Source organism: uncultured Dokdonia sp. (assembly GCF_947492815.1).
In the GTDB taxonomy this organism is placed as follows: domain Bacteria; phylum Bacteroidota; class Bacteroidia; order Flavobacteriales; family Flavobacteriaceae; genus Dokdonia.
The window spans coordinates 49,454-63,606 of the sequence record NZ_CANLOB010000020.1; the positions used below are offsets into that span (position 1 = coordinate 49,454).

The window sequence follows — 14,153 nt, forward strand, 5'->3', positions numbered from 1 at the left end:
TTTATTAGGTGCATTTTTTAAAAGCCAGGAAAGTTTAGGGGGACTTCCCCAGCTTAAAATCAATAATCAAAAAACAATTTGGGGCTTTGGGCAATAAAAAGGGGTGAAAGGGGAATGTTCAAGTATATTTCTAAATAATAGAAGGGGCTTCGTTTGTGGTGTTTATATGTTTTTTTCTTTGAATAATCGCGTTGAATGTATCTAGATACATGTCTGTGATGCGTTCCATTGGGAAAGCAATAGAGGCTTTATAATTTGATGTGCCTAATGCGATTCTATAGCTGTCATTTGTAATAATTTTTTCGATAGCGGTTGCTAAGCTTTGTGTCTGTTCAGGATTGAAAAATTCTCCTTGGTACCCTTCATCTTTAATCAGTAACGCTAAGTCTCCTAGATCTGGTAATACAACTGCTTTTCCATAACTTCCTGCTTGATGTAATACACCAGAACTTCCTGTAGTAGCAGTGTATGGAAATACAACCACAGCACTGTCTTTAAATAAAGAAGGAACGTCCTCTTCTTCTACATATCCTGTAAAACGAACTTGCTTTACATGTTTGTATTTTGCTTCTACACTTGCTAAATAACCAGGTACATTAGGGTTGTCTGTTCCAGCTACGACAACTTCTACATCTAGGTTTGACGACTGTCTTATCAATTCAACAGCTTCAATAAGTGGTTCTACTTTTTTGTACGTTCCAAACTTTCCAAAGGTCATGATTTGTAAAGGGCCTTCTGGAATGGTATATTCTGGAGCTTCTTTTGAGACTTCAAAAGTTCCGTGTGGGATACATTGCACATTAGATACTTTATATTTCTCTTCAAGGATGGTTACATACTTTTGCATAGTTACAGCAACAACATCTGCTTGTAAGATCAACCTTGTGATCATAGACCCAATAAAATTATAAGTTTTCTGGAGTATTTTATTAGAGGTGAATCCTGCAGAACCGAGGTCTACTTCTTCTAGTATATTATGAAGTAACGCAATGGTAGGAATCTTTCTTAGTTTACAAGCCAGCGGTAATAAAAGCCCTAGTGTGGCAGGTATCTTTTTATCCCCAAACTTCATAAACTGTAAGTTAAACAAGACTGCATCTGGCTGTGTGTTTTTAATAGCTTTACTTACACTAAAAAGTGTACGATAACTATTAAATGACCAACACTCTTTGATTGTTATTTTACAACCATTTTCAACAAATGACAGGTTTTTTTCTCCTTGAGTTCTATCCGTAAGTAATACAATTTCTGTAACTTCTTCTTTCTGTCTAAAATGCTTTACAAGATGAAAAGCATATTCATTTAATGTTACTTTACTAGGGGGGTAGGCAGTGACTATGGCGAGTTTCATAAGTATTGTTTTTAATGTGAATAGGTAGGGGCTATATTATATGTTATCTATATATGATGTGGGGTATTCTCTTTAAGCAGCTTTATGATAGCTAAACTCATAATAGATGTCTTTGCATCCATATCCGGTGATTGAAAATTCTTTTTGATTTTCTGTTGCAGTTGCGTGTAGTTTTTTAAAAGCTTCTACACCTGCTCTATCTATTTCCTTTACCTTATCAATATTGACTGTTACTTCTTCGTGTTTTCTTAACACATGTGTAAAATGTGTCATAAAAGAATTTGAAGTTTCTGAGTTTATTTTTCCAGTGATGTAAAAAGTTCCGTTGCATTCTAAAATTTGTAAAGCCATGATTCTTATTTTTAATAGGTTATTGTTTTAATTCTGGTGTAAATATCGTGCAAGAAGTTCAGGGTTTTGTCCAGATTTCGGTGAGTTGCCATTTACTGTAGGTGAATGGCTTACTATTGAAGATTTATGATAAATAAGAAATCAGAAAAAACGTAATATGTTGATTACGTATGCGTTGAATTTCGCTTAAAGCGAAATAAATTAAAGAAGGAATAGAGTATGGGTAGTAACTTAAGCTACTAGAAGTCTAATTACAGTAAATTGAGTCTTTTCATAAGCTCAGGTCTATTAGATCTACTTACTGGAATGACATCTTTCTTAATTAAAACACTATTATCCTCAATATCAATAATTTTTTTGACATTGATAATATAGGATCTGTGTACTTTTAAAAACAGATCCTTAGGAAGTTTATCTTCTATTTTCTTTAATGTAGAATGTACCGTATAATTTTTGTCTTCTGTTTTGACATTGATATAATCTCCTTTGGCTTCAATGAGATAGATACTCGGGATGTCTAGCTTTATTAGACGTCTATCTATATTTATATATAAATGATTGTCTGATGCTGGTTCTTGATCTGTAGGAGTTTGTGTAGCTGCAGCAGCATTTGTTGCAGCAAAATTTCGTGCTTTTTGAATCGCTTTTTCAAACCTTGGGAAAGGAATGGGTTTTACCAAATAGTCTACAATACAATCATACTCAAAGGCTTCAATAGCAAAGTTGGCATCTGATGTGGTTAAAATTATTTTAGGAGGGTTTTTGAGTGTTTGTATAAAGTCAAATCCTGTAAAATCAGGCATATGAATATCCAAAAAAATCAGATCAACCTCATGTTGATTTAGGTATTTAATAGCTTGTATAGCATTAGGAAATTCTTCTAAAATTGTAAGATCATCTATTTGTGAGCATAATTGGTTTATGATCACTCTTGCAGTCGTTTCATCATCTATAATAATACAATTCATATCAATAGCTTACAGTGTTATCAAGTACTCAGAAATAACATTTAAAATAGTTTCAAATTCAACTCTTAAAGTAGTGTTTTCTTCTTTTAGATTGTTTTCAAATGAAACTGCTATTTCATAACTTTTCTCAAGACCTAAAATACTAATTTTATGTTTAATCTTATGTACATTTTCTGCAGCTTCTTTGTAGTTTTTTGCTTTTATGTTTTTGTGATAAATCGCTTTTTCTTCTGGGAATTCATCTTTGATAACGCCCAATAGTTTTTCTTTAAATATTTCGTTTCCAGCAGCAAGCTGATCAATGTATGAGTGATTTGGTTGTTCCATAGGGTCATTTTTTAATCGTAAAGAAGAACGTCGTGCCTTTGTTTAATTCTGATGTTACCCAAATATTTCCCTTGTACAAATCAATGATTTTTTTAACGATGGAAAGTCCAATACCAGAAGAATCTTTGCTTTGTTTTAAAGAATTGAATATTTTAAAGATAGTATCGTAATATTTCTTATCAATCCCAATCCCATTATCACTAACAGAAAACTGATGGTAGGATTTTTTGTCTTTATAGTCAATAATGATATGTCCTTTTTCTTTATCATTAAACTTAATAGCATTACTAATTAAGTTTTGAAAAACCTGTTGGAATTTTATCTTATCTCCTTTTATAATGGGTAAGCTGTTTGCAACTTCAATAGAGATGTTTTCTGGAACATATAATACCTGTTTTAAATCATTAATAAGTGTGTTTATATTTACTTCTTCAGATTCATCGGTAGTTGCTCCAATACTAGAATATTCTAAAATATCTGAGATTAATTGTTCCATTTTTTCTAAGGTCATCTCGATAAGAGAGAAGTTTTTTAAGCTGGTTTCGTCAAGCTTTCCTTTATTATCTTCTTTGATCCAGGAAGTAAGCGCTTCTATACTGCGTAGAGGAGATTTTAAGTCATGCGATACAATATGTGCATATTCCTGTAATTCATTATTACTCTTTTCTAGCTCTTTTAATAATGTTTTATTTTGATTTTCTGCATTTTGTCGCTCGCGTATATTGATAGCACTTTTAAGTTGCATAGAAACAATGCTTGCTACATTTTGTAAAGTTTCAAGATGCTTTTGGGTGAAGTAATTTTTTTGACTGTGTTCCGAATCTATGATACCAATTACTTTATTATCACTAAGTATAGGTACAACAAGTTCTGAGTATCTTTTTATAGTGTCTGTAACATATCGTTTGTCAAGATCAGTATTTGCAATAAGTTCAGGTTTTCCAGTTACAGCAACAGTACCTACAATGCCTTCACCTATTTTTATAGACATTCTATTAATAATAGTCCCATCTGTATTCATTTTTTCTCCATAAGCAGCTATCTGTTCTACAGTTGCTTTTTCTTGATCTACAATATAAATGACACAATCTTCTGTGTTTAAATAGTGAGCAATACTATTGGTAATTTCATGAGCTATTTCATAGATGTCTTCTTTTCCAAGAATTGATCTTGCTACCTCATTAATCATATTAATAATTAATGATCTTTCTCTTTCCAAAGTGATGTCTTCAATAATAGCAACTTGATACTTTATATTACCAGACGAGTCTCTTACAGCACTTACATTGGTTTTAGCCCATAGTATAGAATTGTCTTTTTTCTTGTAACGTTTGTCTATTACAAAATTATCTATCTCACCTGTCTCCATTTTTGCAATATACTCTTTGGATAAAGGATAATCTTCTTTGACAGAAACCTCTTTTATAGTACGTTCTAAAAGTTCTTGTTTGGTATAACCTAAAGCTTTCTGAAAAGTTTCATTAGTACGTATAATATCTGAGTGTTGCGTAAGAACAATTCCAAATGAAGAATTTTCTACAATTACATCCAACTCTTGACGTTGATCTTCAATTAATTTTTCAGTACGTTTTGCTTCAGTAATATCTCGCACAATTCCTTGTGCAGCAATTGGTTTTTTTTGCTTATCAAAAACGACACTTGCATTGATATGTACCCAGCGTACTCCTTTATTTCTTGTGTTGACGCGAGCCGTATAATTTGTAAAAGCCCCTTTGGTTCTAAGCTCATTAAAAGATTTCATGGCATACCCATAATCTTTATTATAGATAAGTGATACAACATTGATTTTTTCCTTTTCAATATTATAACCAAAAAGATCGATAGCGGCGTCATTCATTTTGATGACATTGCCATTGAGATCCATGACTAAATAGGCATCATTTATATTTTCAAAAATACCTTGTAGTTGAGAGGTCTTTTCGTCTAAAAGATGTTCTAGCTTTTGATTGACATCTTTTAACTCTTGAGCAGTATTATATAATTGAAGGGACTTCTCTTCTAGAATTTTTTCAGAAGCTTTTCGAGCAGCTTTTTCTCTTTTTAGTGCTCTTTGTAATATATCAATTTGTTCTTGACTCATTCATTTTTGGTAATGATAAACTTCACCTCAGTACCATCTTCTTTTATTTTTTCTAAAGTGATAGTCGCTTTGGCATTAAAATGTTCAAATGTCTTATTCATTAACCCCAAGCCAAAATGATGCATTGCTCTATTAGACTTGTATATCATAACGAGTGAGTTTTCTGTTTTGCTTTCTACTAAAAAAGTAGGGAGCTCTGCATCTGGATATATTTTTCGTACCTCTACGTGAATATGATTTTCAATAGAAGCTAGCATTTCTATAGGATCTTTATAGGTGCTTAAAAGCCCAGGATAACTATCTTCTAGTACGCTAAAGAAATGCTCTGCATATACTAATAACAAGTCATCTATCTCTATACCCGTATTCGTACTTAAGTTTTGAAGAAGCTGCAGCATTTCAGAAAATTTATACGTGCCAACTGAAGTATAGATACCTTCAGATTCTAATGTAGATTGTGAGATGATTTTATCAACCATTTCTAATCCAAACTTATCTTCTACAAGGTCTAAAAATTCTGTAAAAACAATTCCTTTCATTTATGCTTTAATTAATTCGTTAACACTCCAATAGGCTAATAGCTTTTCAATTTTTGAAACATAATCATCATACTTTAAAGGCTTCAAAACATATCCAGCAATACCTATTTTATAGCACTCTAATAAATCCTTTCTATTATTGGAAGTGGTAAGTACAATGGTAGGTAAATATTTTAAATTTGGATCGTTTTTTAAAATCTTTAAAAACTCAATTCCATTAATTTTAGGCATATTTAAATCTAATAAAATAATATCGGGTAATGAGTTTCCTTCTTTTAATATAGAAAGTGCTTCTTCTCCGTTATTAGCTTCTATAATGTTATGGTTTAAGTTTAGGCTAGAAATCGTTCTATTTAATTTCATGATTTCTATCGTGTCATCTTCAATTAATAACACGTCAAGTAAGTTACTCATAATGAGATAGTATATCAAATTTTAATTGAAAATAGTTCAATTTTTATGGTTTACCCGTATGTTTCGTTTAATCTAAAGGTACTGTCGGTGAATAACCATTAAGTGTCGACGAATGGAATTGAATGTTTTGCTGCTTTTGATAATGTGAACTATATTTTAAAACATTCATTTGAGCTTCCTGTTTTAATGCTTTGAATTTTTCCAAAAAACGCCAAGAACAGTCCTCTGTATAGGTTTGTTCTAATTGTATTTCAAAAAATAAGATAAATTCTAAGTGTCTTAAATGATAATTTAAGACATCATCTTTCTTATTTTTTTCTTCCCAACTTTTTGATACACACAACTCCATGACTTCATCATTATGGTATAAAATTAAACCACATTGATGGGCATTTATAAGATATTCTTTTAAACTAAAAAACCCTTAGATGAATAGCACGTATCTGTAGACGAGTGGATTAGGAAAACGTGTATTTATGTATTCATCCACGTTTTAAAGTTACTTGTTTTGGGCCTACTTACGATAAACTCTTGATCTCTTGGATTAGTTATGGTAAGCTTTACGCGATGATTAAAATAGGGATCTATCTTATGGATAGCTTCTTTAGCAACTATTTGACCTCTATTAATTCTATAAAAATTGGTTTGATCTAGTGTGTTAAATAATTGATCTATTGTTTCATCAATGATATAACGCCTGTCTGAAGTAACGCCAAAAGTGATACTCTCTTCTGAGTATGCATATAAGAGGTCTGTAATTTTAATTTGAACAAAACCGTTGCCTTCTTTTACGAGTAAACCCGTTCTTGTTTGTGGAGCTTGAATACTTGTAAGAAGCTGTTGAAATATAGCAGGATCTACCGCGGCTGTTTGATTTGTTTTTTGAAATTTTTTCAATGCTATAGTTACATCTTCCTTCTGTATCGGTTTTAATAAATAGTCGATACTATTTACTTTAAATGCCTGAATAGCATATTGATCAAAAGCGGTAGTAAAAATAATAGGTGCTTCTACAGTTGTTTTTTGAAAGATCTCAAAACTTAATCCATCAGCTAGTTGGATGTCCATAAATACTAAATCAGGCACTGAATTTTTCTCAAACCAGATTACGGCATCTTCTACCGTATCAATAATATCTAATAATTGATACTCAAATGCACAAGCTTTCAGCATGTTCTGTAATTGGCTTGCTGCACGAGGTTCGTCTTCAATGATGAGTATTTGCATAATTATTGTTTTTGATCAGACATGTTTAATAGCGGGAGACGTACGGTAAAAAACTCTCCGTCATTTTTTATTTTGATAGGTTGGTTGGATATGAGTGCATAGCGTTTTTCAATATTTTTCAACCCTAACTTGGTCGAAGGTAGCTTTGTAGATTTTGCTTGCATTTTATTGGTTACACATACATGATCTTCCTTAATAAATACTTCAACAGTGAGTGGTTTAGATCTAGAAACCACATTATGTTTGATCGCGTTTTCTAGCAACAGTTGCATACTCATAGGCACCATCATTTTATTAAGGATGGCTTCTGGAATGTTCCATTGTACTTGCAGGTTATCTCCAAAACGTTCTGATTGGATATGAATGTATGCTTGTGAAAACTTTAATTCATCTCTAAGTGAGATTAAATTCACGTTTCCAGACTCTAGTATAAAGCGGTATACACCAGATAGCTTATCTACAAATTCTTTGGCTTCATCTTTTGAGTTTTGATCTATAATATCACGTAGGGTGTTGAGCGTGTTGAAGAAAAAATGAGGTTGCGCTTGATTACGTAAAGCATCTAATTGTGCTTGCACCATTACTTGTTTTGTCTGCTCTTCTTCTCTAATTATTTTTTTAAGCATTGTATGATAATAAATTGCTTCATAAATGGCATGAATCATCACACTTATAATAACGATAGGCAAGAGCACTTTAAATCGCTCTGTGATATAATAATGGAAATCGTTAAAAAACGAACCAATGATCATACTTCCTATATAATCAATGAGAGGAACGGATATGATAATAAAAAAGAAAACAATCATAATACGTTTCAGTGTATCCTGGAAGGACGTATATTTTTTACGTAAGTAGATGATCACATTACGCATAAAAAACCAATTACATAATGTAAAGAAGAGCGATATAACCCAATTAATAACGATTTCAAAAAAAGGAGTGCCCTCAGAGTAATTACTAAAAAGATAATTGGTGACAATACTTAAAACTAGAATAGAAATTACCGCAAACCAGAAGTCATTAAACCCTAAATATTTAATACGTTTTTCTTTGTTAAATAACTTCATATCGTTTTTAAATTCTATTCTTCTAATATTCGCTTTAACGCTATGCTCTCCCTACGGTCGTGAACCTGCCTGCCGGCAGACAGGTCTCACGAGCTCGCTTTCGCGAAAGCGTATACAACCAGCATTATATTTATTAATACTATTATGAACCCATTGTGCATTTGATTCTATTTCTACTACTTGTTCCCCTACACTAAAGAATGAGAATATAGCATCTAAATCCACTCTATTTTTTCTAAATGCACAACTCGTTATTATGACAATTTTATAAATGGCATTCCTTGTTTGGCTTGATAGAATGTAAATCCAATCCACCCAGCAAATAAGAGTCCGAAAACAACGACCCCAATCACTTGGTTTCGAGAGGTTGTATTCCATTTTTTGGAGAGCCATACTGCGAATAACGGTATTATTTGTATGCTATGCAATCCAAAAAAATGTGCAACTCTTAAGTCTCCTGCAACCGTACTCCAGTTTAAGATAGGTAATCCTGCCCCACCATCAGCTACACCTACAGTATGTGCTACTTGACTGATCATTTGACCACCTATCCAGCTTCCTACTACGATAATGATCCACCCCATGAGGATAGCCCATTGTACAGGTCTTGATGTTTTTAATCGCAGTCTTAAAGTCTCAATAATAAAGAATACCATAATCAAAACATTGATTCCTATTAAGATTCCCATAGCTGCAAAGAGCATTCCGTCAAAAGCAGAAGACATGTTATAGTGAGACTGTACACCACGTGCTGCTTGATATATAATAATGCCAATTTCTAATAGTAAGGTCCATGAAGTGATATTATTAATGATGTTCTTTTTCCTTGTAGAAAAAGGATATAAGGTAATGAGATATCCAAATGTGAAAATATAAATCGCTCCAGAAATGGTAAACTTTAAAGGTTTGATCCAAACATTAATTCCCATTAATGTTCTGTCATCTACTAGGAGACCAATGATACACCCTATTGCCATGAGCAGATGTAGTATGACAATTCCGTATAGAATAGGGCTTGATTTTTTTACAATGCCAATGATGTTTTTGATGCTTTTCATGATTTCTTACGTTTTATAGCTCTTAGTATCATAAAGGCAAGGAACCCTATAGGACCTAGCATAAATGTCCCGAAAAGACACGGAGCCATGAGTAGTTGATGAATTTGTATTTTTTTGTTTTGATCTAACATCCACATACCTACCACAAGATCAAAAGCGAGATAGTGTACCCAACCTGCGAGTACAGCATGTTCTTCTGTAAATAAGGCCATGACCGATTGGAGACTTCCAAAATCTGGTGCGCCACCTATTTGCATTGCTTTAAAAATATATATAGCATATATAGCTGATAAGGCTAGAGGAATCACTTTAAAATCAATTAAGAATCGGGTGACTTTCCATTTGGGTAGTACGATCATTAATATCCACATGGGCATGGTGATCATTCCTGCTATCGAAAAAACTTCTGTGGGTGTCATGGTTGTTCGTTTTAAATTGATAGGTCAAAGATGTGATTCTTATACAGAAATAGAAAAGTGATTTTGCTCAATTGTCGTTAATGACTTTTGAATTGTAATGTACGCTTTAACACTTTGCTCTTCCTTTGGTCGTGAACCTGCCGGCAGGCAGGTCTCGCAGGCTCGATTTCGCGAAAGCGTACAAATGTATAATAGAAATAAAGACTAGAGACGCAAATGATATCCGTTCGAGCGCAGTTGAAAACTACAATAAATGAATAGCTGATGATAGTTCTCGACTGCGCTCGAACAGACAAAATGAATGTTCTTGTTTATTGCCTACCAAAAATAAATCTCGTCCACAAAAAGCCATGCAGGATTCCCAGCTGCAGGATGCCATTCAGGTAATTTATCATGATTTTTGATCACGACTTTTACGTAGCGAGCTTCTGTAGTTGAAAGTTCAAGGGTTACTTTTTTTGTTTCCGTGTCGCCTCCTTCCCCTTCTCTGGAGACTTTCATAGCTGCTGCTTTCTTAAAAGGCCCTTTTTTAGTAGTAGACGTATACACAGTAAAATCGGTAGGATATAAAATCCAACTACCTACACTTTCCATAGTACTAAAAGAAACGTGCTGTATAGGCTTTATAGCACCAAGATCTATAGTCGTATTAAGATCTGTACCAAAATATCCTGTCCAATTCCCATCCTTAAAGTCAAGACTGCCTTCTCTTAAATCAAAAAGTTTATTGGCATCAGGATAGCTCTTATCAGGTTTTGTTTGGATGGTGAAATTGGTGATCTCCTGTTGAATATTGGCATATTCACGTACAGTCACCTCACTAGGTTCCCATCCTTTTTTGAAAGCAGCTACTTTAAGGGTTTTGGATTGATCTAGAATAATTTTATCTGTATAGATCGTTGAGGTTGTATCAGGTGTTTCTCCATTCAGAGTATACCGTACGTCAACATTTTTTAAACGACTGTCAAGAGTGATATGAATAGTGTCTTTAAATAATGTTTTAGTGGGTGTTATTAATGGAGGCTCTAGCTGACTACTTTCCACAAAACCTTCGGTACTATTACTTTGAATATTGATGTTGTATTGCTTAGCCAATTTGGTGGCTGTCTCTTGATCTACTTGTGTTTGCCACGCATAGATTTGTTTAGGCTGTATCGTTTGTACTAATTCTGAAAGACCCTCATTAGAAATAGCGGTGTTGTACATATTTAATACTTCAAGATGTTCTAATTTTTTGATGTTTTTGATAGAAGCATCTGTAATTTTTGTGTTGTCTAAACGCAGTGATTTTAAGTTTTTGAAATCTTTAAAAACCGTAGTCATTTCGTCTGTGATTTCAGAAGTGTTGACATCTAATTCTACGATTTGGTCTTCCAATTCAGAAAGGGTTTCTATATGTTCTTTGGTAGGATTGGATCTTAATAGTTTTACGGTTAGGGCCCCTTTGCCTGGTACTAATTCCAATACTCTAAAACCGGCTGCTTTCACTTCTTCGATAGCATCTGTAGGAGCTTTCGGAATGATCACTTCATTAAAAACAAGGTATTTTTTGAGCTTTTTACGTAGCGTATCATTCTCCATAGTATGCGTCGCATAATTTTCAAAATCCAGTCCTTGGTCAATCCAATGTTTTAATAACCAAATCTCATCTTTTGTTAATTGCGCTTTGCCTTCAGGGGGCATGTGCTCTTCATCAGAAATAGGAAGTAATAAGCGTGTATATAATAAACTTTGAGCAGCATTTCCCTCAATGACATTGACACCGCTCACACCTCCTCTTAGAATCGTCTCTTTTGTAAGCAATGATAGCTCTCCTTTTTGTTTACTTGCATTATGACATTGCATACATTTATCATCTAAAATCTTTGCGATAACATCATCATATATTCTCAAACTATCTACTACTTCTATCGTTTTTTCTTTTTCAGGAACACGTGCATATTCTGTTAGGAAATTATCTCCATGTGTGAGAACGCTTCCATAATGTCCAGCAATACTTATGAGGATAAGCGTTGCTATAAAAAGCGGCAAGAACAGTTTTTTGGTTTTTTGGTTTGAAGTGTTACTGATTAAGAACAAACCACTCGTTAATACAGCTGTTGCAATACCTGTGTAAAAATGAAGATCTAAGGTCTCTTCTTGATACCCTCCTTCTAGCGAAAGGAAATAACCAAAAAAGCAGGTGATTATCGCAAAAACAGCCGTAAAGCCTATTAAATTTCTAATAATGGCTGTTGGGTATTTTTTTTGAAAACGACTGGTCATATCTATAAAAAACGTAACCACTAACGCACCAATAGGGAGATGCAACAATAATGGGTGAAATCGTCCAAAGAATAATACAAATCGAGGGACTTCTTCTGTATTTAACGTATATAACGTCATCACGCCAAACACCGTTAGGATGATGAGAAATATACTTTTATATGCTTGATTGCTTTCTTTCATTCGTTAAAAATCCATTCATCCATAAATAACCATGCGTTCATACCTTTTCCTGGATGCCATTCGGGTAATTTTGAGGTGTTATATACGCGTATTGAAATATGTTCTATTTCTTTATTAATAGGAATATATACATCATTGAGTCTAGGTGTTTCTCCTTCAGTGGCTTTTGGAATATCAATCTGTAGGGTGTCTTTTTGATTAAGAAGAACCACTACTTTTTCTGGAGGAAAAATCCATGATTTTGTATCGGTAAGATATCCGATGGTCATACTTTTTATAAAAGGTTTTTTGTCAAAGTACGCTTTCGCGAAAGCTAAAGAATCATATCCCACCCATTGTTCATCTCTGAAGTTTAAAGAGCCTTTCTTTTGATTTATCACCGTCATTGATCCAACGCCAGGATAGGTCGTGTGTGCATTAGTATGCCAATCAATTTTATGAGGAGTGATCCCCTTTTTATATAATTTTAAGGTTGTAGTTTCGCTTGGTTTCCAATCTGTATGAAAAGCTTTAAAGGAATAGATGCCTTCTTTTTCAACCGTAATAGGAGCGATGTATTTTGCACTACTTTCAGTAGGAGCTGAACCATCATTTGTATAATAGAGAGCAACATCTTCTAGCGCTAATGCAGCGGTTATTGTTACGGTAGAATCTATAATCGTACTCGTAGCCGTTACGCGAGGTTGTGTGATGCTGATTTGCTGTTGTTGTACAAACACGCTATCAACAGGTGTTGTTTTTTCAGCACAACTTAGGATGCTTGTCAAGAGTATACTTAGAATGGCTATCCTCATACTCTTGTTAATTTAATAGGATAGGTTTGACCAGAATTCCATTGGGCGACATACATATTTTCATCATCATCGATACACACATCATGTGGATGCTGAAACAATCGGATAGTTTGATACAACTCACCTAATTCGTTGTTTTGATACGAAGGCGCCGTTGCACCAGGACAAGAAACGACTTCATTTTTCTCATTCATAATTAAGATAAACCCAGAGTCATCATGTACGGCATTTTTAGATCGTAATACTGCAAAATAAATATCTTTTTTATGAATTACAGGACGACAAATCAAGGCGCCAGGTACGGGAATAGTTTCTATAAAAGTACCGTCTAAACCAAATCGTTTTAACTGATTGAGTTCTCTGGCAGTAATCAATAACGATGGATTATCGGAATCTCTATGGTCATAACAAATGCCATGTGCATTCAAGAATTGTCCGTTTTCGGTGCCTTGTCCTCCAAAGATGTTCAGTAATTCTCCCTTATGGTTATAGTGCGTGATATATTGTTTTCCATACCCATCAGCTACATAGATATCTCCATTTTCGGTAACGGTCGTTTCGGTAGGTTTAAAATCTTCTTTTTTAGTATACTTTCCCGTTTCTAAAGGCGTATCTATTTTAAAAACCACTTTTCCATCGATGGTAGTTTTGATAATCTGATGTCGCTCATAATCGGTGATCAATAGAAAATCGGTGCCATTTTCTTTAACAAGGGTGAGTCCGTGAGCTCCTGGATATTCAGTTCCCCATGTTTCGATTAGCTTTCCCGATTTGTCATAAATAATGACATTGTTCTTAGTGTGATTGGTTAATAATACAATCCGTCCTTTGGAGTCCTGTACCATCTCGTGGCAATCATTTACAGGGGTTTGGGATGTGTTGAGGTTTCCCCAGTTGAGATTTACTTTATATTGATGTGAGTTATGACCTATAATCACATCTTTGGGGGATGATACTGAGAACGCTCCTGCCTTCCCGGCAGGCAGGTTCGCACTTCGACTCCGCTCAGCATAAACTCCAGCGGGATACGTCAGAAACCCCATGGCGAGGTAGGAAGATTGTTTTAAAAATTTTCTACGACTCATA

15 protein-coding genes are annotated in these 14,153 nt (G+C 34.0%); all 15 read right to left on the bottom strand.

Translation table 11 applies throughout. The features are described 5' to 3' along the window. Window positions 1-130: 130 nt before the first annotated feature. Window positions 131-1,351, bottom strand: coding sequence for a glycosyltransferase (locus tag Q1A01_RS16500; RefSeq protein ID WP_299683197.1), 1,221 nt, complete (start codon window positions 1,349-1,351; stop codon window positions 131-133). 72 nt (window positions 1,352-1,423) lie between these two features. Then, window positions 1,424-1,702 (bottom strand): STAS domain-containing protein, encoded by a 279-nt coding sequence (locus Q1A01_RS16505; RefSeq protein WP_299683199.1) that lies wholly within the window; start codon window positions 1,700-1,702, stop codon window positions 1,424-1,426. A 251-nt stretch (window positions 1,703-1,953) separates the two neighbouring features. Continuing rightward, the gene (locus Q1A01_RS16510) at window positions 1,954-2,670 is read right to left on the bottom strand and encodes a LytTR family DNA-binding domain-containing protein (protein WP_299683201.1); all 717 of its coding nucleotides are present in this window, start codon (window positions 2,668-2,670) and stop codon (window positions 1,954-1,956) included. Between the two features lie 9 nt (window positions 2,671-2,679). Then, window positions 2,680-2,997: an Hpt domain-containing protein gene (locus tag Q1A01_RS16515; protein ID WP_299683203.1), complete on the bottom strand. Its 318-nt coding sequence runs from the start codon at window positions 2,995-2,997 to the stop codon at window positions 2,680-2,682. Window positions 2,998-3,001: 4 nt separating this feature from the next. Continuing rightward, window positions 3,002-5,098 carry a PAS domain S-box protein gene (locus Q1A01_RS16520; protein ID WP_299683205.1) on the bottom strand — a complete coding sequence of 699 codons (2,097 nt, stop codon included), beginning with the start codon at window positions 5,096-5,098 and terminating at the stop codon, window positions 3,002-3,004. Continuing rightward, window positions 5,095-5,637, bottom strand: a complete 543-nt coding sequence (locus Q1A01_RS16525; RefSeq protein WP_299683207.1) for a heme NO-binding domain-containing protein — start codon at window positions 5,635-5,637, stop codon at window positions 5,095-5,097. The genes Q1A01_RS16520 and Q1A01_RS16525 overlap by 4 nt, the downstream gene beginning before the upstream one ends. Further along, entirely contained in the window at window positions 5,638-6,051 is a 414-nt protein-coding gene (locus Q1A01_RS16530; RefSeq protein WP_299683209.1) for a response regulator, read from the bottom strand. Window positions 6,052-6,118: 67 nt separating this feature from the next. Next, entirely contained in the window at window positions 6,119-6,400 is a 282-nt protein-coding gene (locus Q1A01_RS16535) for a hypothetical protein (RefSeq protein ID WP_299683210.1), read from the bottom strand. 125 nt (window positions 6,401-6,525) lie between these two features. After that, complete coding sequence (locus Q1A01_RS16540) at window positions 6,526-7,278, bottom strand: LytTR family DNA-binding domain-containing protein (protein ID WP_299683212.1); 753 nt, start codon at window positions 7,276-7,278, stop codon at window positions 6,526-6,528. 2 nt (window positions 7,279-7,280) lie between these two features. Further along, a complete protein-coding gene (locus tag Q1A01_RS16545) occupies window positions 7,281-8,348 on the bottom strand; it encodes a histidine kinase (RefSeq protein WP_299683214.1) in 1,068 nt (355 codons plus the stop codon). A 254-nt stretch (window positions 8,349-8,602) separates the two neighbouring features. Beyond that, window positions 8,603-9,406: a hypothetical protein gene (locus Q1A01_RS16550; protein WP_299683216.1), complete on the bottom strand. Its 804-nt coding sequence runs from the start codon at window positions 9,404-9,406 to the stop codon at window positions 8,603-8,605. Continuing rightward, window positions 9,403-9,825, bottom strand: a complete 423-nt coding sequence (locus Q1A01_RS16555; RefSeq protein ID WP_299683218.1) for an ABA4-like family protein — start codon at window positions 9,823-9,825, stop codon at window positions 9,403-9,405. The genes Q1A01_RS16550 and Q1A01_RS16555 overlap by 4 nt, the downstream gene beginning before the upstream one ends. Window positions 9,826-10,143: 318 nt before the next feature. Continuing rightward, window positions 10,144-12,273 carry an FN3 associated domain-containing protein gene (locus tag Q1A01_RS16560; RefSeq protein WP_299683220.1) on the bottom strand — a complete coding sequence of 710 codons (2,130 nt, stop codon included), beginning with the start codon at window positions 12,271-12,273 and terminating at the stop codon, window positions 10,144-10,146. Then, complete coding sequence (locus Q1A01_RS16565; protein WP_299683222.1) at window positions 12,270-13,067, bottom strand: chitobiase/beta-hexosaminidase C-terminal domain-containing protein; 798 nt, start codon at window positions 13,065-13,067, stop codon at window positions 12,270-12,272. The genes Q1A01_RS16560 and Q1A01_RS16565 overlap by 4 nt, the downstream gene beginning before the upstream one ends. Further along, on the bottom strand, window positions 13,064-14,152 hold the full coding sequence (locus tag Q1A01_RS16570; RefSeq protein WP_299683224.1) for a 6-bladed beta-propeller: 1,089 nt from the start codon (window positions 14,150-14,152) through the stop codon (window positions 13,064-13,066). Before Q1A01_RS16570 ends, Q1A01_RS16565 begins: the two co-directional genes overlap by 4 nt. Window position 14,153 lies beyond the last annotated feature (1 nt).

Excerpts from the sequence above, each read along its gene's own strand:
- Q1A01_RS16500 (WP_299683197.1), bottom strand. The coding sequence starts at position 1,351 with ATGAAACTCGCCATAGTCACTGCCTACCCCCCTAGTAAAGTAACATTA.
- Q1A01_RS16505 (WP_299683199.1), bottom strand. The coding sequence starts at position 1,702 with ATGGCTTTACAAATTTTAGAATGCAACGGAACTTTTTACATCACTGGA.
- Q1A01_RS16510 (WP_299683201.1), bottom strand. The coding sequence starts at position 2,670 with ATGAATTGTATTATTATAGATGATGAAACGACTGCAAGAGTGATCATA.
- Q1A01_RS16515 (WP_299683203.1), bottom strand. The coding sequence starts at position 2,997 with ATGGAACAACCAAATCACTCATACATTGATCAGCTTGCTGCTGGAAAC.
- Q1A01_RS16520 (WP_299683205.1), bottom strand. The coding sequence starts at position 5,098 with ATGAGTCAAGAACAAATTGATATATTACAAAGAGCACTAAAAAGAGAA.
- Q1A01_RS16525 (WP_299683207.1), bottom strand. The coding sequence starts at position 5,637 with ATGAAAGGAATTGTTTTTACAGAATTTTTAGACCTTGTAGAAGATAAG.
- Q1A01_RS16530 (WP_299683209.1), bottom strand. The coding sequence starts at position 6,051 with ATGAGTAACTTACTTGACGTGTTATTAATTGAAGATGACACGATAGAA.
- Q1A01_RS16535 (WP_299683210.1), bottom strand. The coding sequence starts at position 6,400 with ATGGAGTTGTGTGTATCAAAAAGTTGGGAAGAAAAAAATAAGAAAGAT.
- Q1A01_RS16540 (WP_299683212.1), bottom strand. The coding sequence starts at position 7,278 with ATGCAAATACTCATCATTGAAGACGAACCTCGTGCAGCAAGCCAATTA.
- Q1A01_RS16545 (WP_299683214.1), bottom strand. The coding sequence starts at position 8,348 with ATGAAGTTATTTAACAAAGAAAAACGTATTAAATATTTAGGGTTTAAT.
- Q1A01_RS16550 (WP_299683216.1), bottom strand. The coding sequence starts at position 9,406 with ATGAAAAGCATCAAAAACATCATTGGCATTGTAAAAAAATCAAGCCCT.
- Q1A01_RS16555 (WP_299683218.1), bottom strand. The coding sequence starts at position 9,825 with ATGACACCCACAGAAGTTTTTTCGATAGCAGGAATGATCACCATGCCC.
- Q1A01_RS16560 (WP_299683220.1), bottom strand. The coding sequence starts at position 12,273 with ATGAAAGAAAGCAATCAAGCATATAAAAGTATATTTCTCATCATCCTA.
- Q1A01_RS16565 (WP_299683222.1), bottom strand. The coding sequence starts at position 13,067 with ATGAGGATAGCCATTCTAAGTATACTCTTGACAAGCATCCTAAGTTGT.
- Q1A01_RS16570 (WP_299683224.1), bottom strand. The coding sequence starts at position 14,152 with ATGAGTCGTAGAAAATTTTTAAAACAATCTTCCTACCTCGCCATGGGG.